The organism is Ruegeria sp. O11, assembly GCF_056535285.1.
On sequence record NZ_JBQERS010000007.1, the window covers coordinates 20,064 to 47,055 of the forward strand.

The window sequence follows — 26,992 nt, forward strand, 5'->3', positions numbered from 1 at the left end:
TTGCACAAGAATTAGAAGCCCTGCGCATATGCAAAAGAGAACCCGGCGTGTTGGATTCGACACGCCGGGTAAACCGTTTTCGATATCGCAGATCCTATTCTGCAGGAACCGCTGCGACTTCGGTGGTCAGGGGGTGGCTTAGCTTGTTCAGCATCTCCTTGGGGCAGACCTGCAGGAAATGCGTCTTTTCCACTTCCCAGTGTTGCAAAATATCTGCAGCCTTGCGGCTATTGGTTTCGTCGACATGGCGTTGGATCAGCGTTTTCAGTTGATCCAACCAATGCTCTACCGTGACTGGACAGGTGACCAGGGTCTCGTTGTTCAACAGCGCTTCGGCCTTGCCCTCGGGATTGTACAGATAGGCCATGCCGCCTGTCATACCCGCGCCAAAGTTCGCTCCAATGTCACCCAGAATTACCGCAACACCGCCGGTCATGTATTCACACCCGTTCGAGCCACAGCCTTCGACCACAACAGTTGCGCCCGAGTTCCGAACCGCGAACCGCTCACCCGCGCGACCTGCCGCGAACAGATGTCCGTCGGTCGCACCATACAGGACGGTATTGCCAACGATAGTGTTGTCATCCGCCTGCAACGGGCTGACCTGCGGTGGACGCACGACGATTGTGCCACCCGAAAGGCCTTTGCCTACATAATCATTGGCATCACCTGAGACTTCCAGCTTCAATCCCGGAGCAGCAAAGGCCCCAAGCGATTGACCGGCCGAACCTTGCAGTTTGACATGCAAGTGGTCGTCCTGGAACGTGTTCCGCATCCCAAAGTTCTGGACGATATGGCTGGAGACACGGGTTCCCACGGTCCGATGCGTGTTCTGGACGGCATATGACAGCTGCATCTTTTCACCGTCTTTCAAGAACCGGGCGGCATCGCGCACGATCTCAGCGTCCAGCGTATCAGGCACCGCATTTCGATCCTTATCGCGGTTGTACACGATGTTATGCGCTCCATCGACGGTGATCAGCAGCGGATTGAGGTCCAGATCGTCCAGATGCGCAGAGCCCCGGCTTACCTGAGCCAACAGGTCTGCGCGACCGATAATCTCATCAACCGAACGCGCCCCTAGGCTGGCCAGAAGTTCGCGCACTTCCTGCGCGTAGAAGGTGATCAGGTTGACGACCTTGTCCGCGTTGCCGGTGAACTTTGCACGCAGGGATTCGTCTTGCGTACAGACACCAACTGGGCAGGTGTTCGACTGGCACTGACGCACCATGATACAGCCCATCGCGATCAATGCAGCGGTGCCGATACCGTATTCCTCGGCCCCCATCATCGCGGCCATGACGATGTCACGCCCGGTGCGCAGGCCGCCATCGGTGCGCAGAGTGACGCGGTCACGCAGGTTGTTCATGGCCAAAACCTGGTGCGCCTCGGTCAGGCCCATTTCCCATGGCAGACCAGCATATTTGATTGATGTCGCGGGCGAGGCACCTGTACCGCCATTGTGGCCCGAAATAAGGATTATATCCGCTTTCGCCTTGGCCACACCGGCAGCAATTGTGCCAACGCCCGACGACGCAACAAGCTTCACCGTCACCTTACAACGCGGGTTGATCTGCTTGAGGTCATAGATCAGCTGCGCCAGATCCTCAATCGAGTAGATGTCGTGGTGCGGCGGCGGTGAGATCAGTGTCACACCCTTAGTCGAGTGCCGCAGACGCGCGATCAGGTCGGTGACCTTCATACCCGGAAGCTGACCACCCTCACCCGGTTTCGCACCCTGAGCGACCTTGATCTCAAGCTCTTCACATTGGTTCAGATACTCGGCGGTCACGCCAAACCGCCCCGAAGCCACCTGTTTGATCTTGGCCGAGGGGTTATCGCCATTGGGCTCCGGCACGAAGTGTGCAGGGTCTTCACCACCCTCACCCGAGTCGGATTTCGCACCGATCCGGTTCATCGCCACATTCAGCGTCTTATGCGCCTCTGGTGACAGCGCCCCCAGCGACATACCCGGGGTGACAAAACGCTTGCGGATCGATGTGATCGACTCGACCTCTTCAATTGGCACCGGCTTGCCCAGCGGTTTGAAGTCCATCAGGTCGCGCAAATGGATCGGCGGGTTCGACTGCATCTTGGCCGAGTACTGCTTCCACAGCTCATATGAGGCTCTATTACAGGCCATTTGCATCATGTGCATCGAGGTCGCTTCCCACGCATGGGTCTCACCCGATTTACGCGCCTTGTAGAAACCACCGATGGGCAGCACGTCCAGGCCGCTTGCCCAGCCCTTGGCGTGAATCTCTTCGACCTTGACTCGAATGCCGTGGATACCAATGCCGGAAATCCGGCTCGTCATGCCGGGGAAATACTCGGCCACCATGGCGCGGCTCAGGCCGACGGCCTCGAAATTCAGGCCGCCGCGATAAGAAGACACGACAGAAATACCCATCTTTGCCATGATCTTGAGCAGGCCCTGATCGATGGCTTCGCGGTATCGCGCCACATTCTCGGTCAAGGTGCCATCCAACAGGCCCCGTTCGATCCGGTCTGCCAGAGAATCCTCGGCCAGATATGCGTTCACAACGGTTGCACCGCACCCGATCAGCACCGCGAAATAGTGCGGATCGACGCATTCTGCCGACCGCACGTTGAGCGAGCAGAAGGTCCGTAGCCCCTGCCGTGTCAGATGACTGTGTACGGCGCTGGTGGCCAGAATCATCGGCATCGCCACCTTGTCTGGCCCGGAATGCTGATCGGTCAGCAATAGATGTCCTGCACCCGAACGCACCGCTTCTTCCGCCTCGGCGCGGATGCGGGCCAGAGCCAAGTCCAACTGACCCTCACCCGGGGCAAAACTGCAATCGATCTCGGCCAAAGGAGAGTTGAACTGCCCGACCAGCAACTCCCATTGCGCATTACCGACAAAGGGGCTTTCCAGAACCACAATCTCGGTCTGGCTGCTATCTTCGTCCAGAACGTTCTTCAGGTTACCAAATCTAGTTTTTAGCGACATGACGCGATACTCGCGCAAACTGTCGATTGGCGGGTTTGTTACCTGGCTAAAGTTCTGACGGAAGAAATGGCTGAGCGGGCGATACTGTTTCGACAGAACAGCCGAGGGCGTGTCATCCCCCATCGAAGCAAGCGCTTCTTTGCCATCTTCCGCCATAGGGGCCAGAATTTGTTCGAGGTCCTCAACCGAGTATCCCGCAGCAATCTGGCGCTTACGCAGCTCTTCGCCTGAGAACATGGGCGCTTCGGTTACACCTGCAAGCGTTGTATCCAGATCGTTGATCTTGCTGACCCAATCGCCAAACGGCAAGGCGCGCGATAGCTTGTCCTTGATCTGGGTGTCACGATACAGCTTGCCTTTTTTCATATCCACGGCCAGCAACTGCCCCGGTCCAAGCGCGCCTTTTTCCTTCACCGACGCCTCATCAATTGGGACCATCCCGGCCTCGGAACCCGCTATGACCAGACCGTCACCCGTTACAACATATCGCATTGGGCGCAGGCCATTCCGGTCCAGTCCGGCACATACCCAACGTCCGTCGGTCATCGCCAACGCGGCAGGTCCGTCCCACGGTTCCATGACTGAGTTGCAATAGGAATACATGTCGCGCCAAGCCTGAGGCAGTTCGACTGCCTGCTTTGACCAGCTTTCCGGCACCAGCATGGTTTTCGCCATCGGAGCTGAACGTCCAGCGCGCACCAAAACCTCAAACACCGAGTCTAATGCGGCCGAATCCGACGATCCACCTGCGATGATCGGCTTGATATCCTCGGCGTGGTCACCAAAGGTCGCGCTGGCCATGCGAATCTCATGGCTTTTCATCCAATTGACGTTGCCCTTGAGTGTGTTGATTTCACCGTTATGGGCCAGCATACGGAACGGCTGGGCCAGCCACCATTGCGGGAATGTGTTGGTCGAATAGCGCTGATGGTAGATTGCGAACGCGGATTCAAAGCGTTCGTCCATCAGGTCGGGATAGAACACCGCCACTTGTTCGGCCAGCATCATACCCTTGTAGATGATCGACCGGCAGGACAGCGAAGCCAGATACAACCCTGAGATCCCCGCGGCGGCTGCAGCCTTTTCGATGCGGCGGCGGATGACGTAAAGCTCACGCTCGAAGGTCTCTTCATCCACGCCTTTGGAGTTCGAGATCAGGATTTGTTCAATCTCTGGCCGGGTTGCGTTGGCCTTATCACCCAGACAGGTCACATCGACCGGCACATGCCGCCAGCCGTAGATATAATACCCCATGCGCAGCACTTCGGTTTCGACGATGGTCCGGCAGCTTTCCTGCGCACCAAAATCAGTCCGGGGCAAGAACACCTGACCAACCGCGATGAGTTCGTCCATGTTTGGCTCATGCCCGGTGCGACGAATCTGGTCATAGAAAAACGGAACGGGGATTTGCACATGGATGCCTGCTCCGTCACCGGTTTTGCCGTCAGCATCCACAGCCCCCCGGTGCCAGATCGCCTTGAGCGCATCGATTCCGGCGTCAACAACTTTGCGGCTTTTCTTGCCGTCAACAGAAACAACCAGACCCACGCCGCAGGATGAATGTTCCTCTTCTTCGGAATAAAGACCATTCTCAGCCATCCACTGACGTTTGGTTTCTTCGGCCTGCACCCAATCTGCGTCAAACTTGGTCATTGGCTGTCTCCTTCTTCCGTCGGCACTCCAAGGTTTCTGAACCTTCGTGGGCGTTCATTTGGCAACGCCTGTCCGTCGAGTATTTAATATTGTGATTGCAGCAGATGATCTGCCGCCGTTTGTGTCATTCGGCCGCGACGGCAGCTTTGGCGTTGAACCGGTCGATAATCGCGTCAGCACAATCGCGCCCATCGCGGATTGCCCAAACCACAAGCGATGCACCACGCACGATGTCTCCGATCGCGTAAACGCCTTCCATTTCGGTCTCACCAGTCTCGAATGCGGCCTTGATAGTGCCCCATCGAGTCACGGGCAGGTCGGGCTGACCAAACAGAGTGGGTAGGTCTTCGGGTTCAAAACCCAGCGCCTTGATGACAAGATCGGCGTCTTCGACGTAATCCGCACCTTCGATCACTTCTGGCGATTGGCGCCCCGATGCGTCGGGCTGACCCAGGCGCATCTTCTGCACCATGACACCTGAAACCTTGTCGTCGCCGGTAAAGCCTTTGGGCGCACTGAGCCATTCAAAGATGACACCCTCTTCCTCGGCATTTTGGGTTTCACGCTGTGACCCCGGCATATTCGCCCGGTCACGGCGATAGAGACATTTGACCGAAGTTGCCCCCTGCCGGATTGACGTCCGTACACAGTCCATCGCGGTATCACCGCCGCCAATGACGACAACTTTCTTACCTTCAGCGTTCAGGCGGCCACTATCAAAATCTTCAACGGCATCTCCAAAACTCTTACGGTTCGAGGCGGTCAGGAAATCGATTGCCTTTTCGATCCCGGTCAGACCGCTGCCCGGCATGGACAGATCGCGGGATTTGTAGACACCTGTCGCAATAATTACCGCATCATGTTTTGCTCGGATTTCTTGGAACTTGGCAGCATCCACATTGCAATTCAGAACAAATTCTACGCCGCCTTCGGCCAGCAAATCATTGCGACGCTGGACAATGTCTTTTTCCAATTTGAAGCCCGGAATACCATACATCAGCAGACCCCCTGCGCGGTCATAGCGATCATAGACCGTGACCTGGATGCCCGCCTGCCGCAGCATATCGGCCGCGGCCAGTCCGCCGGGGCCGCCACCAATGATGCCAACGCTTACGCCACGCTCCACCGCTGGCGCGACGGGCTTCACCCAACCTTTGTCCCAGGCTGTATCGGTTATGTATTTCTCGATCGTTCCAATGGTGACCGTCCCGTGACCCGATTGTTCGATTACGCAGTTACCTTCACAAAGTCGGTCCTGCGGGCAAATACGACCACAGATCTCGGGGAACGTGTTGGTCGCCTGGCTGGTCACATAGGCTTCTTCCAGCCGTCCTGTAGCGGTCAGGCGCAGCCAGTCCGGAATGTTGTTGTGTAGTGGGCAATGCGATTGGCAATAAGGCACACCACACTGGCTGCAACGACTCGCTTGCTCGGCCGCTTTTTCGGCGGCAAACTCCGCATAGATTTCATCAAAGTCCTCTTTGCGGTCACCAGCGGCACGCTTTTCAGGCATGACGCGATCGATCTGCACAAATTTCAGCATCGGTTGCTTGGCCACGGGTCAGACTCCATGAATTGGCTTGCTTGGGTCTCTTTAAGGGAAGTCATTGGGGATGAAAAGTCAAATATACTGACCTATTTTTAGAAAATTTTGGCGATTTGGTGTGTTGGGGCGAAATTTAGTCCAGAAAATAGTACCGATTCGGACCTATCTATACGCTTTCCTTTCTCGCAGCACGCTTATACCCATTGATCACAACAAGCAGACCACAACACCGGCAGAGCAGATGAGTCTTTTTCACTTGATTCTTGTGGCGATTATCCAAGGCGTCACCGAGTTCTTGCCGGTCTCATCCTCGGGCCATCTGATCCTGCTTCCGGGCCTGTCCGGCGCAAGTGACCAAGGCCTGGCGATTGATGTCGCTGTTCATCTGGGCACGCTTGGTGCCGTGGTTCTGTATTTCTGGTCAGATGTGAGGCAGGCATTGGCCGGTCTGCCAGAAGTTTTGACCGGGCGAATCGATACTCCCAGGGCACAGCTGGCCTTCGGATTAATCGTGGCCACCATTCCAACCGTTATTGTCGGCGCGATTCTGTACCTGTCAGGGCTTCAGCAATCCCTGCGCTCAATCGCGGTCATCGGCTGGACGATGCTGGGATTCGGATTGCTGCTGTACTGGATGGATCAGAAAGGCGCGCAAATCAAACATGCCTCAGATTGGGGCATAAGAGATGCCGTGATAATGGGGCTATGGCAGGTGCTGGCGCTGGTCCCGGGGACCTCACGGTCTGGGATTACCATCACGGGTGCACGACAACTCGGGTATACACGGGAAGATGGGGCCCGGATTGCCATGCTGATGTCTATTCCAACTATATTAGCCTCGGGAGCCCTTTTGTCGGTTGACGTCATCCAGGATGCTAACTGGGATTTGGCTAAGGACGGAGTCATCGCGGCAGCGTTTGCATTTGTTGCCGCACTGCTGGCGTTGAGCCTGATGATGCGCCTGTTGCGCAGCGTCAGTTTCACACCTTATGTAATCTATCGCGTGATCCTTGGGGCGATCCTGTTAGTTATCGCCTATTCCTGATCAGATACGCAGATTCTTGGCCGAGTTCTGAATATCGTCATATTGACCCGATGGGCGGAATTTCCAGAGATATTCCGGCAATATCGAATCCAGTGTTGCGGGCTCAATCCCAAGATCCACAAACCCCTTGGCATCTTCTGCCACGACGTTATCGCGCCGCAGGTTTCTAACCTGGTCGCGGGTTAGGATATTGTTTGGGAACAACTGAAAACTAACAAACTTTACGATATCCAGTACGCCCGCCATGATTTTGGCAGCGAGGAACGGCATGCCTATGATGATCCGACGACGATGGATCACTTCGAGCATCTGCTGCATCAAGCCACGAAAGCTCTTAACCTCGGGACCGCCAAGCTCATAAATCCCTGCAGAGGCCTTGCCCAAAACACCCTGAACAGCGGCCTGCGCAACATCATCCACATAGACCGGCTGAAACTTTGTGTCGGCTCCGACAAGAGGCAGGAATGGGCTCATGCGCGTCATTCCTGCAAATCGGTTAAAGAACTGATCCTCGGTCCCGAAGATTATCGAAGGGCGCAGAATAACAGCCCCCGGCATGTGTTGCAGAACATTCGCCTCGCCCTGGGCTTTGGTGCGTGCGTATTCGCTATCAGATTCCAGATCGGCGCCAATGGCTGAGATATGAACCATATGATCGACATCGTTCAACGCAGCCAGGCGGGCGATCCGTTCGGCCCCGTCGGCCTGCACCGCGTCAAACGCATTTTTGCCCAGCTCATTCAGGACACCAACGCAGTTCACCACAGCATCGACACCATGCATCGCCGAAGCAACCGAAGCATCGTCGCGGATATTGCACAGTATGGGCTCAACTTGCCCGACCGCGCCATACGTCCGCACAAACATCGCCTCATTGGGTCGCCGCACAGCGACACGAACACGCCAGCCTTCGGCTGCCATGCGCCGAGCGATATATCGGCCGACAAAGCCCGATCCACCGAAAATCGTGACCAGTTTGGACATGATGGCGCTCCTGCTGTCTGGTTCTGATCTGATCTACCGCCCAACCGCCCGACGGACAAGGCGCAATAACGCCGCGCATCCGCGAAAATCCAAAGCGTGTATCCCCGTCAGGGCGAGACACTAAAAAACTTTCAAAAAACGCCCCGAATCCGGTTGACGCCTACCGCCAGTCGGCTTAAACGCCCCTCCACGACACCTGCCCAGGTGGCGGAATTGGTAGACGCGCTAGCTTCAGGTGCTAGTGTCCGTATGGACGTGGAGGTTCGAGTCCTCTCCTGGGCACCACTATTTCCAAAATAATTTCATATAATCAATCCATTGGGATATTTTTTAGCCCTAAGTCCCCCAATTAGTCCCCCATACGATTTGTGATGGATGAGCCGCTCGATCCTAAAGAATCTAAAGCATCGGATGTCTCAGATTTAATCAGTCCAACGTGAAGTTGACTATTAGGCGGTCGTGACCCACCTCATCACCATCCTGTTTCCGCGGCAAAGCTTTGGCATGCCCAAATGGAATGAGAAACATCGCAATCTTGATAGCCTTGTCATGATTGCCCTTATCAACCGCGCCTTTCAGCTGCCCAAACAAGTATTGCATCGGTTCAACGTAGTTTCTACGCGATGCTAGATCTTCGTACCGTTTCATACGGTTACGCTTGAGTTTGTCCCGCTTTGACATGCGAGGATTATAGCTATCCAACGCCTATTAGGAAAGAAACGATATTCGTTCTTGACCGCAAAGCTGACGTTCGCGGCAAGTGCAGCGAATGGCGGTTTCGAGCCCAAAGTTACCGGGTGCTGCAGTCCGCGCTAAGGACGGCAATGCGCAGAAAGCCGACTTTGCAAAGCTAGGCTTGTGACCCATTGTTGGCATTCGCGTTTCGCTGAACCGTTGGATGGTTTTGCCCCAAATGACCGATGGTGCCGCTAGCATCAATTCTCATTCAAAATTGGCTTCAACCAACAACTGCAAGGCGTTCGCTGTCAGTTCGAGTTGATATCAGCAATGATCACCCCTTTTTGCCATTCGAAACTCACCTGGCGTTTGGCCAGTCCGAGCGCGAAACGCTCGGGTGAAGTTCGAACTGCTTGTGTATCCAAGCGAAGCCGCGATCTCCGCGATCTTCATATCGGTGGTCTGCAACCATTCTGTGGCAAGCATCCTTCTAATTTCCTGCCGAGTATCCGACAGGTTTGTGCCCGCATTTCGCAACCCGGATTGCAGGGTCCGAACCGACATTCCCCCTGCTGCCGCTGTTTCCGGAATACCAAACTCGGAATCTGCAAAGTCAAAAGGCCGCTAAAAGCCGACCTTGTGTGCCTATAGTGAGATGAAAAGCTTGGCTGCTACAATCACCGACATATGATGCTGGCTAGAGATATATGTACTGAATGGAGTTAAAGATGTGCTTTTCAGCTACGGCAAGTTTTGTCGCGGGGGGAATATTGTCCGTTGCCGGTGCAGCTACCATGATTTCCGCATGCAGACAGAAGTTAGGGCGTGGCCTAATATTCCTGTCATCTTTTCCGTTAGTTTTCGGTTTACAACAAAGTCTTGAGGGTTTGGTCTGGCTCGGGATATCCGACCAATTGTCTTTGAGACTTTTTACGATGGTAAACTATGGCTTCATTTTTTTCGCGTTTTTCTATTGGCCTGTTGCTGGCCCAACTGCAGGTTTTCTGATCGAAAAGCGAAAGTGGCGTAAGCACTTATTCGGTGGACTTATCATTGGTGGCTTGGCTGTGGGAACTTACCTTATGCTAAAAGCAATCAATAACCCCGTACTTCCCACCTCTAGCGATGAATGGGGAGGGCATATTTTGTACCTACAAGGTATGACCCTTATCCCAAACATCCAATACATTTACTTCTTTACTGCATGTACTGCGCTGGCAGCCTCATCAAACCCCACCGCTTTCAAGTTTGGCCTAGCGCTTACAGCGTCGTTTCTCGTCACGCTCTTCGGTTATGAATTGTTTGTTCTACCTTCGGTGTGGTGTTTCTTCGCTGCGCTTTGCAGCATCGTCATTTCATATGACGTTTTTCGAGGTAAGACTGTACAATACTTAGAGAAGCAGAGTGATGATCTCCGGGCCATTGTCTGATGGACGTATCACGGGTGCTGTCAGACTAATTCGAACCAGTCTCAGTTTGCTGCGGAAACTGCGAACCTATCCGGAACAAAGTTGACACCATTCGGCAAGAGCGGCGGCGCGGGTCAGCTTGAAGGTGTCTCGACTGGTCTTGTCAGAAGAGCTTTGCTTGAGCGGGGCAGGGCGGATGCATGGCATTTAGGAATGACCAAACCTGCCTCCTTCAAATACTTCAAAACCAGCCCCGAAATCATCCGCCTTGCGGTGATGCTGTACATCCGTTTCCCACTCTTGCTTCGGAATGTCGAAGATCTGCTGCACGAGCGAGGCATCGACGTGAGCCATGAAACTGTCCGATACTGGTGGAACAGGTTTGGCCCGATGTTTGCTGCGGAGATCCGAAGAAAGCCTGTGCAGCAGCTGCGCACGTTCTCGAAATGGAAGTGGCACCTGGAAGAGGTCTTTGTGAAGGTGAATGGCAAACGGCATTATCTTTGGCGGGCTGTGGATCACGAAGGCGAGGTGCTGGAAGCGGTTGTCACGAAGCGTCGACACTAAGCTGCTGTTCGAATTGGGAGCAACAATGGCAGAAAGGTCCCGCAAAGCGGACATTGGAGCAAGCTGCAACGAACGTCTGCTCTGCGGACGAAGCAGTCGTTCAACTTGGTGGGTTCGAAGACACGCAACTGTCAGATACTAAGGAGGAGCGGTTCGCCTTCATTGGGTTGCCCGCTCTAACTGACGGTTCGGTGACATTCGCTTTGATGCGCTCGTGCAGAAATCGCATGGAATTTCACGCTGGAGGGTTTCACGTGCTCCATTCGTAGCAGCGACCAGCCGAGATTGACGCCAAAGGTTGACCACTTAGAGGGGGCTGGGCGGACAGAAGGCAACATCCGCCATGCTGTTGCCCCAATTTCAAGTGATACGACCTGAATGACAGTGCACACCGCGATGAAACAAGGCCCGGCGCCGCATCCGTTCTATACTTTCGGCCTCTGGGCCGTGCTTGCCGGCGGTCTCGGTGTTATCGCCGTGTTCATGCATATCGTCTATCCGAGCCTTCAGCCCGCTCCCTCCGTGGGAAGCCAGATCGGCGAGATCGCAGGCGACATCGGGCGATCTGCTTGGTTCAACCTGCGTGGATTGGAAGACACTCCGCCTGTCGAGGAAGAAACGAACTACTGGATGTACCTCGTCATAGTCGGTCCGGTACTGGGCGTTGTGGCTCTGGTGCTGTCGCTAATCTCCGGTCTACGCCGGGAGAATTGGCGGTATCCAGCCTATGGCGCAAGCCTTGGGATCGCGGCTATCACGTTCCAGTTCATCTGGCTCATCGCGGCACTGATCGCCGGTGTGTTGCTCCTCGCCGCAATTATAGAGAATATAGGGGACATCTTCAGCTGGCCCTTTGGCAGCTAGGTAGCCGGAAACCCGGATACTGTTCCTCTTGCTGAACGATGCAGGTTCTCGGCCCTTGGAATACCGCAAAAAAACTGGACGAGACCCTAAAGGAAGCTTTTGGGGATATAAAGCGAGGCCTCCTCTTTCATCTGTGGTCAGCATTCTTCCCGCACACGGACATAAATCAACCTGGAAACTCAAATGCCAAAACCGGTGAAGCTGCATGAATCAGACTCCAATCGGTCCGCCTAGCGACGGCGGTTCTGGGCTCGGTGCGGCCGTTCATAACAACGTGTCTGTATTTAAGCTTTGCGGATAAAACTGACGCCCTCCAACTGAGGAACACACACTTGCTTACGATCCATCTTATGGTTCGTTTCACACTCAGAATCTACTGTCTACTCCGAATTTGGCTTCTGCTTCAATCAAGCCGACCTACGGAGAATCCGTTGCCAAGATCGAGCTAAGCGCCGGAATTTGCTTTTTAGTTTCGACATGTGTTTGTTTTTCCACAGGACGCAAACGATCGTAAATCATGTGGAAAAAATATGTGTAAATCGAATAGGTTATCGTCAAGCCCAGATTGAATGCTAAGGCGGCTGACAGTGTATGCCCGCCGATCCACATAAGTAGCGGACAAGTTATCAATATCGCTGTAACTTCATGCAGTGTGGCGTGTAAAACTCTAAGTCTGTGTGGGCGTTTGCAGGCCAGCCGGTTGGTGAAATGTCTATCAATCACGTCAAAGAAGGTATTAAAGATCGGCGACCAGACCATTACTGCGATAGATAATACGGCAATTGTTGCAAACCCATGTACCATTGATGACCCGGCCAGTTGGGCATAAATGGGGGCAACAAAAAAAATACCTACCAACTCAAAACTTGAAGTCTGAATGACGCGTTCTTTAACTGACCTAAGTGTCATTTTTCTGCTCCAATACAGTAGTTCTTGCCACATCAAAAAAGGCATCTGCTCACTCAGGAAAATGACCCACCCGGATGCAGAGTACGTTTCCCGAGCAGCCTGCTTTCGCCGCTTCAATGATGATGATTGACCAGTGAAGATGATTTAGCTGTGAAGTCAGTCACACTGGACAATTTTAACGAAAAACTGGACATCTGCTCTCAACAATACGGTTTGCTGTAGTGCGGTATTGTTTGACCATCAATTCGCGAACTTCCTGAACAAGCTAGTCGACCTCAACGAATAGGTTGAGTTAAACACGTTGGCCGACTGCCAAACACAAGTTCGCTTTTAACGTCAGCTTTGGGCTCAAAGCGGACATTAGCTGCACCAAGCCTGAATGACGGCACTGCGGACAAAGCCGCCCGATGCTGGCGTAGCGAAAATCAAATCGATTGCTCGACAGTGTCACGGTATCGCCCGCGACGGGGCAGCACGATTTCTCGATATCGGACGTTCAAATCATGCATATAGGTCAAAACTTAATCAGGCCGTTCGCTTCGCTCGGATACAATGTTTCAAATGCGGAGCAAGCTGCCTTATGCTGCTCGGAAACAACTGGCTTGTTGCGCCACCGTACCTTTGAAAGACAAGCACCCGCCCAGCCAAATATTTTTAGCGAGCGCAGTTTCCGTCACGTTTTTTTTAGTGTTAACTTCGCAGTACTGCCCGCATTTTGGAGGAGAGGGGCAAACCTTGGAACGCAGGCTTTCCGCCATATTCGCCGCAGACGTAGTCGGTTTCAGCCGTATGATGGCCGAGGATGAGGTGGGCACTTTCGAACGTTTGACCACGGTGCGCCAAGACATCCTCACCCGTTTGATAGATGAAAAGAACGGGCGGATCGTCAAGCTTATCGGCGACGGACTGCTGGCCGAATTTGCAAGCGTTGTTGATGCCGTCGAGGCTGCGATCCAGATACAGGAGGCGGTTAAGGACAGAAACGACACCATTGATCCCCACCAGCGTATCGAATTGCGGATCGGTATCAACCTGGGAGATCTAATCATCGATGGCGACGACATTTACGGAGACGGTGTTAACATTGCGGCGCGCCTGGAACCCCTAGCTACGCCCGGAGGCATCTGCATCTCGCGCGAGGTTTACGAACACACGCGCGGTAAAGTTAGTAAGCCATTTGAATCTGCGGGTGTCCACCGGGTCAAAAACATACCTGAGCCTCTCACGGTATTTCGGATGGCGGACCCGAATGGCTCGAAATACACTTCACTGTCTCGCTTCAAAGTTCGAGGCGCTGTCACGGCGGTGGCCGTAATCGCGGTTCTTTCAGGTGCCGCTTTTATATTGCGTGATGGCATAGTTGCCCTTTTCGGCGGCGCTGAAAGTGAAATCATCGCGGCAGAGGACGGGCTGCCTTCTCTCGTCGTGTTGCCCTTTGAAAACCTCGGGCTGCCAGACGCGGAACGCTACATCGCAGATGGGCTCACGGACGATCTGATTACAGATTTCTCGAAAGTCGCCGGGCTGATGGTGATCGGCAGCAACACCGCGTTTTCCTATCGGGACCGGACAATCGACAGCAGGGCCATAGGTCGCGAGTTAGGGGTGGGCTATGTTCTCGAAGGCAGCGTGCGCAGAGCGGGAACTCGGCTTTTGGTCAACGCGCGGCTGACAGATGTGAGCAGCGGGCAGACAGTATGGGCCGAGCGGTTGGAGCGAGACGAAGCCGATATTTTCTCCATGGAGGCTGGCCTGATAAACGAGATCATTGATCAACTTGGTGTGGATGTGAGTGTGTCCGAAAAGGAGCGGATCGAACGCCTACCTACAACGAATCTGGAAGCATATGACTTCTTTCTCAGAGCCGAAGAAGCCGCTCGCAGCGGCTTTCGGCCCAAGCTGCGCGAAGCTTTGAGCCTCTATTCGGACGCAACCGCAATCGACCCGACTTTTGCAAGGGCATTCGCGGCACGGGCCCGCACCGAGGCACTGATCATGCGCCGTAACTATGACGATGTGCTGCCCTTTCCGGTCGCCCGGAAACGCGCCTACGAACATGCCGGTCGTGCCTTAGAAATTGATCCCGATGCGGCGATGCCTTTTGCCGTATTAAGCGAGTTGCAGACTGTGGATCGAAGGTATGAGGAAGCGATGCGCTCGGCGCAGCTTTCTGTCGAGAAGGCCCCCGGTGAAGCATCTGCCTATCTTGCGCTGAGCTTTGCGCAAACATTCTACGGACGACATGAAGAGGCGATCGAGAATTTCGAAACGGCTCTGCGTCTCAACCCACTATTGCCGGGCTATGCACGTCAGATCGCAAGCTTGTCCTATATTCTGACAGGGCGTCCCCAACGTGCCGTCGAAATCCTTGAGGAGATAAAAGGCAATTCTCAAGGTATTGAGGACTACTTTAACATCCTCGCTGCCGCCTATGGAGAGGCTGGCCAGACGCAAAAGGCGCAAGCAACTGCAGACGAGGTGGCCGAATTTGCTCCGCATACTTCGGCGCAACTCTACAAAGTCTTGTTTGCGCATTTTCGGAAGCAGGAAGAACTCGATCGGATCATTGATGCAATGTTGACTGCGGGCGTGCAGGAATGGCCCTTCGGCTTTCAACCTGGCGCGCGCGAAAAGCTATCTGCCGACGCGGTTACCGCTCTGATCGATGGTAACGTATGGCAGGGAAACTTCGAAGGCCGCGGACCCGGCTTGATGCAGATTTCAGAGAACGGAAGTATGGCCTTGCGCGCATCCACATTGTTTGTCACTGGATCGGCATTTGTGAAAGATGACACATTGTGCTTGCAACAACCCGGTCTTTCGCTTGGTCGCCCGGCTTGTGGCATGGTCTACAAAAATGCCGAAGAAGAGGTCGGGGCGAGCGCGCCTTACAGCTACATCAACCCGCATATTCTGTTTCACTTTAGGCCTGGCGGATGACCATCATCCGAGGTGCGCGTCAGTTGGAGTAATCCTTGGCTGCCAGCGGCTTGGTCTTCTCCCAATTCGCATCCGCCTTGGCGATCACCGCCTCCCCTTCTGGGTGGTCAAGCATTTCTGCTCCGGTCGGGTCCGATATAAAGTAAAGCTTCCCATCGATGATCCGCCAGGAATTTACTGGGTCGATGTTTTCAGACGCGTTGGCCCCAAGGCCGACACCCAATGTGCAATACCCGCCGTATTGCGGAGCGTATTTGGTTGGGTCAGACTTAAACAGTTCGCGGTTCTCCGCGCTGTTGAAGTGCCATGGCGTGCCAAGCCAATCATATGCGAACTCACTTGACCCCTTTACCGCACGGCTTTCGGTGAAATAGGCAACAGTGTCATAACCCTTGATTGCAACATCGCCGAAAGGCCCAGTGTTGATGGGCTCATCCGCCAGCGCACTCGTGGTCATGCCTGCAATAACCAGCCCGCTCATCAGAAGTCGAATGTTCATTTTTTGACCTTACCTTATGTGCCTGCCTCCAAACACAGGCGGTGAAATTCCGGGCCGAAGGCATCTGGCGGGGGGCATGTGGCTCCGTTCCGCTTCAACAGCCCAACGATATCATAGTGTTTACGGAACATCGTTCGGATTAGAACCGAAAAGCCATCGTTATCGAGTGTCACAATATCCGCACCGTTGTCGAGCAGTAGCTCGATCATCTCGATATGACCCTCGTCGGCCGCCATGAAGATGGGTGACTTTTCGGCCCTGTTGATGCGTCCATTCACGTCTGCGCCTTTAGCGAGAAGCAGCTGCGCTGTCTCAATCTTACCGCCGAAGGCAGCCGCGTGAAGTGGAGTGAAACCGCTGTGGTTACGCGCCATCACGTCAGCCCCTGCTTCGATCAGAGCCGCAGCGGTTTCGGTGTTTCCAGCCAACGAAGCAGCTATCAAGGGCGTAGCCTTGTTCGGCCCCCGCTCATCAACCGAGGTACCGCTTTCCAACAGAGCCTTAACGGTCGCTGTATCACCCTGCTTTGCTGCATCGAACAACTGACCTGCTTGAGCGGGCCCAAGTATAAAGAATGCCGTAGTAAAGATGGTAATAATCCAACGCATGGATCTACCTCCCCTGTTTGAAGTCTACAGTGAGCCGCTGTTTCGCGCAACGACGGCTTATCCGCTGCGGTGTTGAAGACGAATCCGATCGAGTGGGTTTAGTCCATGCAGCGGCCCCAGAGACAACGAGTGTTTTGTCCGCGATGGAGACGTGGTGCCTCCGAATTTCGCCGCAGCCAGCATGAGTGTTTGGTCTTTGATCTGCGCCGCGGCGCTCCGGTTAACGAGAAGTAATACTGCAACGGCGTGGTCTACTGGTCGAGAAGGTCTGCTTCGGGCTCGAAGCGGTCATTGAACCTATTTTTGCGAATGTCCGTTTCTCTGCTCAAACCCGCCGTTCGCCCGCCATTTCGCACAACTTCTGACAGCGAGAGCGCGAGCCCGAGTGCTTTGCCCGGGCTCGCGCTCTCGCACTGTTGCGATGGTTCAAGCAACGCGCGAGATGCGAGTTTATCTATAGTGATCTCGCGCCAAATCTCGCGCCCGCTAGTTACCGCGATCTCGCGCGTTTCTCGCGCATCTCGCTCACGCTGAAACAAGCCAAATCCAATCTCGGTGTGTTCCTACGCGCCCCGCAGTATGCAGTGCATCTATCATCCGGTTAATTTCCCGCTTTTGGTCGCGACCGCGCGATGCTTTGGAGATATCCGACTTCGAGGCGTAGGAAATGAGTTCCTCCCGTTTAACAATCCGGTGCATTTCCGGTTCTGGCCACTCTTCGCCTCCCGGATTCCATACGCCGTGCTCATCGATGTAAAACGAAATAATCTCAATGAGCTTCTGCTGTTTGTCGGGCAGCTGCCCCGCCGCATCAGCAATTTCATGAGGTGAGTTGGACATTGGCTCAATAAAGCACGACGTGATATGCTCCCCGTCGCGGTCGAGGCCCAGCGCCACTTGCTTGAGTTGGTAGCAGAGTTTAGCCCCGTCTTCTCCATCCCGCACTTTCTCGGCGACTGCCGTGATTGTATCGCCGTCTCGGGTGATTGAGATTTCTGCATCGACAGCGCCTTTGAGCGAAGAATGACCGCGCGCTCCGCGTGACGTGTCTTTTCCAGTATGATGAACAAGCAGGACAAGGCCATCGATTGCTTTCTCGATCGCGCTGGCGCCCCTCAGAGCGGCCCCCATGCCCTCTGGCGAGTTTTCGTCGCGTCCGCCGATTGCGCGTGCCAATGTGTCTATGAAGACGGATTGTACGGCCTGGCCAGCTTCCCGACCGAGCGTTCGGATTTGCTTTATCAAAATAGAAACAGCCTCCTCGTCGCAAAGATCAAGCTCACCATTGAGAACGTACATTGGTACGGAGCCAACCTTTCTCAGAAGAGGCACAAGGCGGTTTCGCATCCCGCCAACGCCTTCAAATGCAACATAGACAACTGGCCCGCCTTGCGTGCGATGGGAATACCAGGGCTGGTTCGCAGCAAGATGTGCGGCCATGTCCAACGCCAACCATGTTTTGCCGGACCCCGGCGGTCCAAAGAGCGTTGCGATTCCACGTTTCGGTAACCAACCCCGGATCGCATCAGCATTTTCAAATATGGGTTCAACCTCTCCCAACCAGAAGCCATCGGGTGCAACGGGCTCTTGAGCATCGCGGTCTGCAAGCGCCCGCGGGGCACGCCTGAGGCGGTTCCAAAGTTGCGTCGGACCATCTTCGATTAGAATTTCGTTTGCGTCCTTGCGGGGCGATGGATCAAAAACACGCCCGCCGCAGGAAACCGCGGCATCGCGTGCTGCTGCGACACTGTCCGCATCCGCGCAGAGGATCGCGCCAGGAAAATCCTTCGCTGCCCGTGCCCATCGCTGGCCAAGCATTGCGACCACCCGAACGTCGGGTGTGGAAATGTCCTCTTTCATCGCCCGCCATATTGCCAGAGCATCCTCTGCGCCCTCCGCAACCAGCGTATGATCTGGTTTGGTATCCGAGACCTCGAACCAACCTTCGCCAATTGGCCCAAGTGACTTTCGATTACCGACACGTAAGCCATCAGTTGAAAGCGGAACGCGTTGCACGCCACAGATTTCACCCATTGCATCCAATACTGGAAAAACGCAGCAGGGACGGCCATCCGCAGCGTTCGGATGAAAGCGGGCCGCATTTTCTGGAAGGTGTCTCAGGATGCCACGTGAATCGAGATACTTCTGGGCAGGGGTACCTTTGATCGGAATTGCATTTGACCAAAGCTTTCGGGCCTTTTCGCGGTTGGTTTTTTCTAATTTTCTGTTGCCCAATCTGAATGTTCCATTGCCGTGGGCTGCGCGCTGATCAAAATCTGCATCGGGAATGCGAAGGTAACCACCGTCTTGCGCCTCATGATCGTAGAAGGATCCGCGTTTTTCACCTTGCAGAACGACGGATTTGGATCCTCGTTGCCCAAATCTGAGGTCGCTTTGGGTCGAAAGACATAAGTTGGGCTCACCAAAAGCTTCAAGTGCCGCGTGGTGAAGAAGTTCGTCGGGCGCTGTTTCCCAAAATGCTGCGCGATTGATTGGACTAAAACGGGATTTCGTCATCCAGAAACTCGTTCCGGCGGTCCCGATCCATTCTTTGTTGCCGCAACTCAAAATATGCGCCCAGAGCAACTCGTAAACCCTCGTATCCCAGGTGAGGCCCAATCTGGCGAACCGCGTCAGCAAGTCCTTCTCGCTTCCAGAACAACGCCATGCGGCCTGCAGCGATCGTTAGATCTTCGCGTTCCCCGTCAGTAAAGTCGATCAACGTGTCGCTCATGTTGCTACTCGTTTTTTGCTGGTTGGCAGGAAGGTCGTTGCAAGACAATACAGGCAGCTCGGGTTCTGATTTGTTGGTCCAATCAAACCCGAGCGTTTGCGCTTGCTTGCGATGGACTCAGGCCCAGGCATCCGGCTGTTCAGTATCATCATCTGCGTGCTCAGGGTCAGTTCGCGATGAACCGCCATCAGACCCAAACGTTGAGAGGTCAGGCCATTTGCTCTTTGGCGCAATTTCAAACCTGATTTCTGTCGATGTGCCTCGCCCGAATTTCACCGTGTCGACCGCAAGAATGCGAACTCGAACAGCCTTTCCGTTTGGAATCTCACCTGCCTCTTTTGCGACGGATGCGATGAAAGAGGTGATGGCACGTGAACCGCCACGTAGTTCGCGGACTGCAGGTTCACCCCAGGCTTCACTTCTGAGGTCTAGCGATACAGCGGGCGAGTATTCCGGAGATGGGCTTGGTGTTCCGTTCCAATCATCTCGCTTGGCTAAGGGTAAAAAATCCGCGCCTTGTTGATCCACTTTAAGCCAACCCTGTTCTGCGTTGGTAAGATCCAGGTCTAGGATCTTGCCGGTCAGGTCGACTTCAGCCGCGTCGCTGTCAAGGCACGAGGCCTTGAATGTTGCCGTTCTTGCGTCGAGGCGAATGTATGGGCGGCCTGTGCCGCTGTTAGGAAATTGCATCGTGTTTCTCCTTTTCGGCTTGATGCGTTTGAGTTTCGGGTTTCGGCGTATGTTTTTGACGCCAGTCGTAATCGAGAATTCGAAAGGTCAGATGAGGCATGTCTCCTCCGTTCGCGGGCTGTTGAGCTCGCGTTTAAGGTTTTTCGATTTTTGGGGTGTTTAAGTTCGCTCGGCTTTCAAGCTTTCCACTGCAGTCTGAATGTCGCTTTCCGGCCAGCGGGCGGCATATCCAAGCTTGACGGGTTTTGGTAGCAATCCGGCCTTGGCATGTCGCCAGATTGTAGCCTTGGACACGCCAAGGCGCTCGGCAACTTCGCGGTCAGTTAAAAGGCGGTCGTACATATGACACCTCATGAAATGTAAAATCATGACATGAGTCTGAAGCCCTTTCAGGCGTCAGTCACTGACAACAAATAGGCTAAATTCACCTATTTTCTGGCGGTTCACTATCTTGGCTTTCAGCGTATTTGACAAAGCTTCGAAATTCGGACTTGCATCGTTCTATCTCGCGTTCTGAGCGCGACACGCTCAATTCGCGTCCCTCAATCGCTGCTTTTCCATCGGTCAACCTTAGCTGGTAGTCACCGAACGACCTCGGTGGGCGGCCTCTCTTTCGTTTATTTCTTGGCCGCGGTGCCAAGTCTCTACACCGTACTGCGACGTGCAGCGCAATCTCGGCGGGGATCGCGATGCCCAAATTCGAAAGTTGCTCCAACAAAGCCAGCGCTTCATCAGGGTCGCTGTTTCCCAATCGAACCAATTCACTTTCGTGGCGATTTTTCCAAGTAGCTTCATGAAGGGGCTTTTTGCTGTTCTCACTCATCCCTGCACCCCACTGATCGGTACAACTTCAGCCTGGCCTTTGCCTGTTACGTGATCAGCCCACGCGGCCATGAAAACGCGACGCTTCTCAATCAGGTCGGATCGTTGATATGCACGCTCCACCGAATTGCCGACAACATGACCAAGTGCTGTTTCAGCGACTTCGTACGGCTGGCCGGTTTCCTCGGCCCAAGTTCGCAAGCTTGATCTGAACCCGTGCGGGCGGGCCGCCATGCCCCGGTCATGCATGAGTTTGCTCATCGTCATATCGCTGATCGGTTTTCCTCGCTGCCCCGGAAACAACACTTCACCACCGTGACGCAGAGCATCCTCTACGACCTTCACAGCCTCGTCGGTCATTGGTACGCGAAAATCTCCCGTCGCACCTTTGCGACTCTTCACAAGCTCGGCGGGTATCGTCCAGATGCGCGCGCGTAGATCGATTTGATCCGGTCTTGCGTGGCGGATCGGGGCAGATCGCACCCCGGTGAGGATCAATAGCCGTAACGCGAGTTCAGTGACACCCTGACCCAGCGATGCATAGAAAGTTGGCACCTCCTGCCACGGTAGGGCAGGAATGTTCTTCGCTTCATGTCGTTGTTTGCCGAGAAGAGCTCTGGCCTTGTCTACTGCCTGTAAGTCTACGTTCAGGCCCAACGCTGCAGCATGTTTGAGAACAAGGCGCAAGCGGTTCGCAGCTTTTCTGGCCGTCTCGGCCTTCTCATGCCAGATCGGCGCCAGTGCATCGCGTACAGCGATTTGATCCACCTCAGCGATGGGCATCTTTCCAAGCTTGGGCAGGATGTGGTTCTCCAATGGCGAAAACCAACGCCCCGCGGTTCCATCGCCTTTTAGTTCCGCCTTGCGCGCTTCAAAGCAATCCTGTGCTATATCCTGTAGCATATGCAGATTGCGGATGGCTTCCCGCTTCAGTGCTGCGCGCTTGGCTATAGGATCGATACCGCGCTTGGCCTGTTGCCTGTACTCGGTCGCCATTTCTCGCGCAGCCTTGAGTGAAACATCGGGGTAGGGACCAAGGCCCATTTCCCTACGCCCGCCGTGGATCGTGAAACGAAATACCCACGCAGCCGTACCATCTTTGCGCCGCACGAACCGCAATCCGCCACCATCCTCGTGCTTACCTGACGGGAGCGAATTCAATCCGACTGCCGAGAGCTTGTGTAGGCTGCTTGACAAAACCCGTCCCCCAATTCGTCCCCCAAAATATATTGCGGTACGGTGACACGAGTTGAGGCTACCTGCAATGCAAAAATTCAATAATATTAAATCATTACCTATTATCGTGCGTATTTATGATACTACATGATGTACTGTGATATAAAAGTTATGTGCTTCTCCTGGGCACCAAATCTTTCCCACATGGATGTTCACAAACACTCAATTTGATTGAGGTTTTGACCATTATTCAGGTAGCCTTCCGAATACAAAAGCACAACGGACTCCAAAACCGGGCATCTGTACAAATACGCGCTCCCAGATTTGAAACGAGCCCGCATTGTGAACGAATTGATTGAGCGGCTGGTTGTCATCTCAACCTTTTTCAAAGACGTTTGGTCATCGCCGAAATTCTGGTTACTGATAACACAATGAATCCAAAATAATTTTTGCCTCAATGCCCTGAACTCACGAGACATTCGCGAGCCCAAATCAACGTCTCGATTTGGCGCTATCCCTCGACCAGCGCCTTAAGGTTCTCAAGCCCGCGCTCGTAATCGCCACCGACCCAGTTATCCATCATCAGGCCCATCCAGCGGGACATAGGATTCATTCCCAGCTCAGACACGAAACCCCAGGTCACCTGCGTGCCTGCACCTTCGGATTGCAATGCGAATGTAGCCGTTGCAGTCCCCATCGGGCCAAAGTCGAGGGCGGTTCTGACGGACTGATCGGGGGTGCTTTCGATGATTTCCTGTGATCCAGTGCCCACCTGCGGATTGTCCGAGCTCCAGTTCAACGTATTGCCAACCCCAGCATCCGGGCCACTGTAGCTGAGCTTGGTTTCGGGATCACGCGACAGCCACGGCGACCATTTCTCGGTCTCCTGCATCGAATTAACATAGGGGAATATCTGGGCGGCCGGGGCGTCGATCGTGATGCTGCGCGACACCTCGGCTTTACCTGGCAGCAGGTAGGACACCCCAACCAGTGCCAGAATGATAACAAGAAAGGCGACGAGGATACGTTTAATCAATCTCATAGAAATGGTCCGAATCCAATTGAACTGGATGGACTATATCAAAAAACAGCGCAGAATCAGAGGGCTGATCTGCGCTGTTTAGCGTCAAGCAATGAATGACGTGCCTATACCACGACGAATTTCTTTTCCTGCGGATCATAGCTCTGCAACCCGCCTTCTCCGATATCGGTCCAGAGCCCATGCAGGCTGAGTGAGCCTTCTTCGACGGCGGAAGATACAAAAGGGAAGGTCATCAGGTTTTCCAGCGAGGCGACCACGGCCTGACGCTCGAATTGCCGGGCTTGTTCGGTGCTGTCTTCGACATCGGCAACCAGCTCGTATTTAGGCTTGAGGATATCCATCCAACGTCCGACGAAGCTGTCTTTCGCCTCAAGCTGCGGAGCCTGCCCCTTGCACATGTCGATACAGCCCTGCACGCCGCCACATTGAGAATGACCCAGAACTATCAGATGCGCGACCTTCAGCGCCGTTACCGCATATTCAATGGCCGCGCTGGTGCCGTGGTGATCCCCGTCCGGTGCGTAAGGTGGCACCAGGTTGGCGATGTTACGGTGAATGAAAAACTCACCCTGATCGGCACCGAAGATCGAGGTCACGTGCACCCGGCTGTCGCAGCACGAAATGACCATTGCGCGCGGGCGCTGTCCCTCCGTCGCCAATCGCCGATACCAGACCTGATTCTCGGAATAGGTGGTCGCCTTCCAGCCGTGATACCGTTTCACCAGATAGGTCGGCAAAGGTTTGGCAAATTTCATTCTGATGCCCCTGTTGTTTTGACTGGATCGCTCTGTACCCTGAATTCTCACAAAATTCGAGACATTATCCCGCTGCTCCGCAAGGAATTGCAAAGGTATTTCAAAGCAGAATTGTAGCGTGCCGTGGGGGCATATCAACTGGGGTGAATGTGGTGGACAAGATTATCACGCTTGAACAGAAAGAATCCGTGCGTCTGGACCCGGACCGCCTAAACAGCCTGTATCATCAACTTGGTGACAACAATGCAATGGATGTGCTGTGCAGAACAGTTGAAGAACTCGCTCTGCGCCTGTCGAATTGCGAAAGATTCTGGCGGAAACGCGATTGGACTGGGCTGCGCAAATGCGCGAAATCATTGGTGGCCATATCCGAACAGATCGGCATGACAGCGTTGGCCCGTGTCGCGGGTGACGTCGTGCATTCGGTTGATGCCGGCGATGCTGTAGCTACCGGCGCCACGCTATGCCGTCTGATCCGGGTTGGCGAGCGTTCGCTGACCGCCATCTGGGATCAGCAGGATCTATCGGTCTGAGAGGGGTTGCGGGGACGCCGCAGACAGATAGTCTGTGCGGAACTTCAACCAGCCGAGGCCCGTATGACCCTGTCCTTTGCCCCCGCTACTGACCCGTCTCTGCCTCTATATGTTCTGCAGCAATCCGAATTGGCGGGCTGGCTGGAAAATCAGCCGGATCACGTGCACTCATGGGTTTCGGCGGATGGTTTTTCTGCCGCACTTGGTCAAACAGTTTTGGTGCCGGGCCCAGATGGTAAGCCTGAATTTGCCCTTGCGGGATATGGCAGCGCGGCAAAACGAGCGCGCAAACGGTTTCCCTTGGCCGCAGCGGCGGAATCGTTACCAAAAGGGACCTATCGCGTAGCCTCGGGCATCCCGGCGAACGTGCTTGAAGCTGAATGCTTTGGCTGGCTGATGACCGGGTACGCGTTTGATCGCTACGCCGCGCAAAGCGCTGCAAATGCCGCGTTGGTTGCACCCGAAGGTGTGGATGCCAAACGGATCGAGATCATGGCAAATGCCGAGGCCTTAATACGGAATTTGGTCAACACTCCCGCTGCAGATATGGGCCCCACGCAATTGCAACAAGCCATTGAGGACCTAGCGCAGGAGTTCGGTGCAGATGTATCAGTCATCAGTGGCGAGGCGCTGTTGGACCAGAACCTTCCAATGATCCACGCGGTCGGACGCGCAGCGGAACAGGCGCCTCGGCTACTGGAGATGAATTGGGGTGACAGCGGCCCGAAACTGACATTGGTTGGCAAAGGGGTTTGTTTCGATACCGGAGGGCTGAACCTGAAACCAGGTGCCTCGATGGGGTTGATGAAGAAAGATATGGGTGGCGCAGCCAATGTGCTGGGTTTGGCCCGTATGATCATGTCGCTCGGGTTGGAATTGCAGCTGAGGGTGTTGATCCCAGCTGTAGAGAACTCGGTTGCGGGCAACGCATTCCGTCCCGGTGATATATTAACCGCGCGAAATGGAATGACCGTAGAAATCAACAACACCGATGCCGAAGGACGGTTGGTTCTGGCCGATGCGCTGGCGCTGGCACATGAGGACGCGCCCAATCTGCTGATATCGATGGCCACGTTAACCGGTTCAGCAAGGGTAGCGTTGGGGCCCGATTTGGCACCGTATTATACCGATGACAACAAGGCAGCCGAAACGCTGGCACGGGCAGCAGAAACTGTCGCAGATCCGGTCTGGCGCATGCCATTCCATGAGCCCTACGAAGCGATGATTGAGCCTGGCATCGCCGACCTCGACAATGCGCCGTCCGGTGGGTTTGCGGGGTCAATCACCGCAGCGCTATTCCTGCGCCGGTTTGCTAACCGCAGCCGCTACATGCATTTTGACATCTATTCCTGGCAACGTAGCAAGGAACCCGGCCGCAGCAAGGGCGGGTTGGGTCAAGGGCCACGTGCCCTTCTGGCGGCCCTTCCGGAGCTTCTTGGCCTATGACCCAAGCGCGTATTATCCGTCCCGTCGTCGATTTGCTACGTCAACCTGATGGCTCGCGCGACCGGCAATTGCTGTTCGGTGACTCTGTGACCATCGAAGAAGAGCTTGATGGCTGGAGCAAGATCAAAGCTAGCAAGGATGGTTATGAGGGATGGCTGCCCACCGATCGGTTGGGCCCAATTGAGCCCCAGACTCACTGGATCATAGCCGGTTCGACTCACGCATACGAGAAGCCTGACATTAAAAGCCGCGACCTAACCTCATTAAGTTTCGGCAGCAGAATTCGCGTTTTGTCGGAGGAAGACAGATTTATGGAGACCGCACTGGGCTTTATTCCAGCGGTCCACGCTGTCCCTGCCTACTCTCAGCTCGCCGATCCTGTTGCCGCTGCCGAACTGTTTCTTGGCACGCCATATCTATGGGGAGGCAATAGCCGGTTCGGACTGGATTGCTCGGGTTTGGTACAGGCTGCCCTGCTGGCCTGCGGCATCCCCTGTCCCGGAGACAGCGGCGATCAGGAACGTGAAGTCGGAGAACTTGTGCCTGCAGGGGAATCTGCGCGACGCGGTGATCTGCTATTCTGGAAGGGCCATGTGGCCTGGGTGGCGGCCGGGAATTTGCTGCTCCACGCCAATGCCTATCACATGGCTGTCGCGCTTGAGCCTATGGATCAGGCGATTGCCCGAATTGCAGCGCAAGGCGATGGGCCAGTTACGGCGCATAAAAGGCTCTAATCAGAGTCAACCGCCCGGATCAATTTGCGTTCCAGAACTCTCAAAACAGAGCGCAGATCGTGCCCACGTTTCAGAATGCGCCCATCCATACCCACCACCGAATACATACCTTGCCGCATTCGCAGGCGGGGGTGTTTTTCCACCCGGTAAATCGGATGTTCGGCAGTTCGCCTGAAAATTGAAAACACGGCTGTCTCGCGTAAATTGGAAATTCCGTAGTCACGCCATTCACCGGCGGCGACCATTCGGCCATAGACAGACAGTATTTGAGACATCTCACGCCGGTCAAACGCGACCGGCATCTGGGCAGAGCCGGACCCGAACCGGCTGGGAGGCTGCATGTTCATAAAACAAGCCTTGCCGGAAATCGTCATTGAATCAAGC

At 54.6% G+C, this 26,992-nt stretch carries 24 protein-coding genes, 1 tRNA gene and 1 pseudogene; 9 read left to right on the plus strand and 17 right to left on the minus strand.

Annotation, left to right across the window (positions count from 1 at the left end):
* Positions 1-94: 94 nt before the first annotated feature.
* Both gltB and ACRZ91_RS14055 read right to left on the minus strand, forming a co-directional pair.
* Positions 95-4,627, minus strand: coding sequence for a glutamate synthase large subunit (gene gltB / locus ACRZ91_RS14050; protein WP_480906402.1), 4,533 nt, complete (start codon positions 4,625-4,627; stop codon positions 95-97).
* A 124-nt stretch (positions 4,628-4,751) separates the two neighbouring features.
* Positions 4,752-6,185, minus strand: a complete 1,434-nt coding sequence (locus tag ACRZ91_RS14055) for an NAD(P)-dependent oxidoreductase (protein ID WP_480906404.1) — start codon at positions 6,183-6,185, stop codon at positions 4,752-4,754.
* A 229-nt stretch (positions 6,186-6,414) separates the two neighbouring features.
* Between ACRZ91_RS14055 and ACRZ91_RS14060 the strand changes: the two genes are divergently transcribed.
* Positions 6,415-7,218 (plus strand): undecaprenyl-diphosphate phosphatase, encoded by an 804-nt coding sequence (locus ACRZ91_RS14060; RefSeq protein WP_480872778.1) that lies wholly within the window; start codon positions 6,415-6,417, stop codon positions 7,216-7,218.
* On the opposite strand, the gene ACRZ91_RS14065 is transcribed toward ACRZ91_RS14060, so the two are convergent.
* Positions 7,219-8,202, minus strand: a complete 984-nt coding sequence (locus ACRZ91_RS14065; RefSeq protein WP_480906407.1) for a complex I NDUFA9 subunit family protein — start codon at positions 8,200-8,202, stop codon at positions 7,219-7,221. It lies immediately after the preceding gene.
* A gap of 198 nt (positions 8,203-8,400) precedes the next feature.
* Here ACRZ91_RS14065 and ACRZ91_RS14070 point away from each other — a divergent pair.
* Positions 8,401-8,487, plus strand: a tRNA-Leu gene (locus ACRZ91_RS14070).
* A gap of 141 nt (positions 8,488-8,628) precedes the next feature.
* On the opposite strand, the gene ACRZ91_RS14075 is transcribed toward ACRZ91_RS14070, so the two are convergent.
* Both ACRZ91_RS14075 and ACRZ91_RS14080 read right to left on the minus strand, forming a co-directional pair.
* Positions 8,629-8,850, minus strand: a complete 222-nt coding sequence (locus ACRZ91_RS14075; RefSeq protein ID WP_170773764.1) for a hypothetical protein — start codon at positions 8,848-8,850, stop codon at positions 8,629-8,631.
* A 354-nt stretch (positions 8,851-9,204) separates the two neighbouring features.
* Positions 9,205-9,471, minus strand: a complete 267-nt coding sequence (locus tag ACRZ91_RS14080; protein ID WP_480906617.1) for a helix-turn-helix domain-containing protein — start codon at positions 9,469-9,471, stop codon at positions 9,205-9,207.
* A 137-nt stretch (positions 9,472-9,608) separates the two neighbouring features.
* Between ACRZ91_RS14080 and ACRZ91_RS14085 the strand changes: the two genes are divergently transcribed.
* The 3 genes and pseudogenes from ACRZ91_RS14085 (at position 9,609) to ACRZ91_RS14095 (ending at position 11,720) form a co-directional block, all read left to right on the plus strand.
* Positions 9,609-10,310: a DUF6629 family protein gene (locus ACRZ91_RS14085; protein ID WP_170773760.1), complete on the plus strand. Its 702-nt coding sequence runs from the start codon at positions 9,609-9,611 to the stop codon at positions 10,308-10,310.
* A gap of 192 nt (positions 10,311-10,502) precedes the next feature.
* Positions 10,503-10,853: pseudogene (locus ACRZ91_RS14090) on the plus strand (IS6 family transposase); the annotation flags it as partial.
* 381 nt (positions 10,854-11,234) lie between these two features.
* Positions 11,235-11,720 carry a hypothetical protein gene (locus ACRZ91_RS14095; protein WP_170476009.1) on the plus strand — a complete coding sequence of 162 codons (486 nt, stop codon included), beginning with the start codon at positions 11,235-11,237 and terminating at the stop codon, positions 11,718-11,720.
* A 417-nt stretch (positions 11,721-12,137) separates the two neighbouring features.
* On the opposite strand, the gene ACRZ91_RS14100 is transcribed toward ACRZ91_RS14095, so the two are convergent.
* Positions 12,138-12,629, minus strand: a complete 492-nt coding sequence (locus ACRZ91_RS14100; protein ID WP_170773758.1) for a PACE efflux transporter — start codon at positions 12,627-12,629, stop codon at positions 12,138-12,140.
* 735 nt (positions 12,630-13,364) lie between these two features.
* Between ACRZ91_RS14100 and ACRZ91_RS14105 the strand changes: the two genes are divergently transcribed.
* The gene (locus ACRZ91_RS14105) at positions 13,365-15,569 is read left to right on the plus strand and encodes an adenylate/guanylate cyclase domain-containing protein (protein WP_480906411.1); all 2,205 of its coding nucleotides are present in this window, start codon (positions 13,365-13,367) and stop codon (positions 15,567-15,569) included.
* Between the two features lie 19 nt (positions 15,570-15,588).
* Here ACRZ91_RS14105 and ACRZ91_RS14110 read toward each other — a convergent pair whose 3' ends face one another.
* The 10 genes from ACRZ91_RS14110 to ACRZ91_RS14155 all read right to left on the minus strand — a co-directional run bounded on the left by ACRZ91_RS14110 (position 15,589) and on the right by ACRZ91_RS14155 (position 23,895).
* The gene (locus ACRZ91_RS14110) at positions 15,589-16,068 is read right to left on the minus strand and encodes a YHS domain-containing (seleno)protein (RefSeq protein WP_170752043.1); all 480 of its coding nucleotides are present in this window, start codon (positions 16,066-16,068) and stop codon (positions 15,589-15,591) included.
* 14 nt (positions 16,069-16,082) lie between these two features.
* Positions 16,083-16,676, minus strand: coding sequence for an ankyrin repeat domain-containing protein (locus ACRZ91_RS14115; RefSeq protein WP_480906415.1), 594 nt, complete (start codon positions 16,674-16,676; stop codon positions 16,083-16,085).
* A 525-nt stretch (positions 16,677-17,201) separates the two neighbouring features.
* Positions 17,202-19,193, minus strand: a complete 1,992-nt coding sequence (locus tag ACRZ91_RS14120; protein ID WP_170773754.1) for an AAA family ATPase — start codon at positions 19,191-19,193, stop codon at positions 17,202-17,204.
* On the minus strand, positions 19,174-19,410 hold the full coding sequence (locus ACRZ91_RS14125; protein WP_170773752.1) for a hypothetical protein: 237 nt from the start codon (positions 19,408-19,410) through the stop codon (positions 19,174-19,176). Before ACRZ91_RS14125 ends, ACRZ91_RS14120 begins: the two co-directional genes overlap by 20 nt.
* 117 nt (positions 19,411-19,527) lie before the next feature.
* Complete coding sequence (locus ACRZ91_RS14130; protein WP_170773750.1) at positions 19,528-20,100, minus strand: hypothetical protein; 573 nt, start codon at positions 20,098-20,100, stop codon at positions 19,528-19,530.
* A gap of 159 nt (positions 20,101-20,259) precedes the next feature.
* Positions 20,260-20,442 (minus strand): helix-turn-helix domain-containing protein, encoded by a 183-nt coding sequence (locus ACRZ91_RS14135; RefSeq protein WP_170773748.1) that lies wholly within the window; start codon positions 20,440-20,442, stop codon positions 20,260-20,262.
* A gap of 82 nt (positions 20,443-20,524) precedes the next feature.
* Positions 20,525-20,923 carry a hypothetical protein gene (locus ACRZ91_RS14140; RefSeq protein ID WP_170773746.1) on the minus strand — a complete coding sequence of 133 codons (399 nt, stop codon included), beginning with the start codon at positions 20,921-20,923 and terminating at the stop codon, positions 20,525-20,527.
* On the minus strand, positions 20,920-22,083 hold the full coding sequence (locus ACRZ91_RS14145; RefSeq protein ID WP_480906420.1) for a tyrosine-type recombinase/integrase: 1,164 nt from the start codon (positions 22,081-22,083) through the stop codon (positions 20,920-20,922). The genes ACRZ91_RS14140 and ACRZ91_RS14145 overlap by 4 nt, the downstream gene beginning before the upstream one ends.
* 526 nt (positions 22,084-22,609) lie before the next feature.
* On the minus strand, positions 22,610-23,140 hold the full coding sequence (locus ACRZ91_RS14150) for an SRPBCC family protein (protein ID WP_480906423.1): 531 nt from the start codon (positions 23,138-23,140) through the stop codon (positions 22,610-22,612).
* 104 nt (positions 23,141-23,244) lie between these two features.
* Positions 23,245-23,895, minus strand: a complete 651-nt coding sequence (locus tag ACRZ91_RS14155; protein ID WP_010442915.1) for a carbonic anhydrase — start codon at positions 23,893-23,895, stop codon at positions 23,245-23,247.
* A 143-nt stretch (positions 23,896-24,038) separates the two neighbouring features.
* Between ACRZ91_RS14155 and ACRZ91_RS14160 the strand changes: the two genes are divergently transcribed.
* The 3 genes from ACRZ91_RS14160 (at position 24,039) to ACRZ91_RS14170 (ending at position 26,608) form a co-directional block, all read left to right on the plus strand.
* The gene (locus ACRZ91_RS14160) at positions 24,039-24,428 is read left to right on the plus strand and encodes a hypothetical protein (RefSeq protein WP_480655600.1); all 390 of its coding nucleotides are present in this window, start codon (positions 24,039-24,041) and stop codon (positions 24,426-24,428) included.
* Positions 24,429-24,491: 63 nt separating this feature from the next.
* The gene (locus ACRZ91_RS14165; RefSeq protein ID WP_480906425.1) at positions 24,492-25,874 is read left to right on the plus strand and encodes a leucyl aminopeptidase family protein; all 1,383 of its coding nucleotides are present in this window, start codon (positions 24,492-24,494) and stop codon (positions 25,872-25,874) included.
* Positions 25,871-26,608, plus strand: coding sequence for a C40 family peptidase (locus tag ACRZ91_RS14170; RefSeq protein ID WP_480906428.1), 738 nt, complete (start codon positions 25,871-25,873; stop codon positions 26,606-26,608). The genes ACRZ91_RS14165 and ACRZ91_RS14170 overlap by 4 nt, the downstream gene beginning before the upstream one ends.
* On the opposite strand, the gene ACRZ91_RS14175 is transcribed toward ACRZ91_RS14170, so the two are convergent.
* Positions 26,605-26,955 carry a DUF2794 domain-containing protein gene (locus ACRZ91_RS14175; protein ID WP_010442919.1) on the minus strand — a complete coding sequence of 117 codons (351 nt, stop codon included), beginning with the start codon at positions 26,953-26,955 and terminating at the stop codon, positions 26,605-26,607. The genes ACRZ91_RS14170 and ACRZ91_RS14175 overlap by 4 nt on opposite strands.
* Positions 26,956-26,992: the final 37 nt, after the last annotated feature.